Raw genomic sequence first — 207 nt, 5'->3', positions numbered from 1 at the left:
ACCGGGCGAGCAGTTCCAGGCCGAGATACCGGCGGCCTTCGGCCCACTCATCGGTCTGCTCGGCCAACACAGCCCCGACCAGACGCACCACGGCATCCCGGTTCGGGAAGATCCCCACCGAGTCCGTGCGGCGCCGGATCTCCCGGTTCAGCCGCTCGGCAGGGTTGTTCGACCAGATCTGGGACCACACGTCCCTCGGGAACGAGG

The 207-nt window shown here is 68.6% G+C and carries 1 protein-coding gene; it reads right to left on the bottom strand.

Annotation, left to right across the window (positions count from 1 at the left end; genetic code table 11):
* Window positions 1-207 (bottom strand): transposase (locus B1964_RS29510; RefSeq protein ID WP_172399021.1); only part of this gene is annotated, 207 nt, incomplete at both ends.

The sequence above is a fragment of the Gordonia sp. i37 genome, assembly GCF_002043085.1.
Classification (GTDB): domain Bacteria; phylum Actinomycetota; class Actinomycetes; order Mycobacteriales; family Mycobacteriaceae; genus Gordonia; species Gordonia polyisoprenivorans.
The sequence above is the reverse complement of the archived record's forward strand: the minus strand, read 5'-3'. Positions and strand labels throughout refer to the sequence as shown.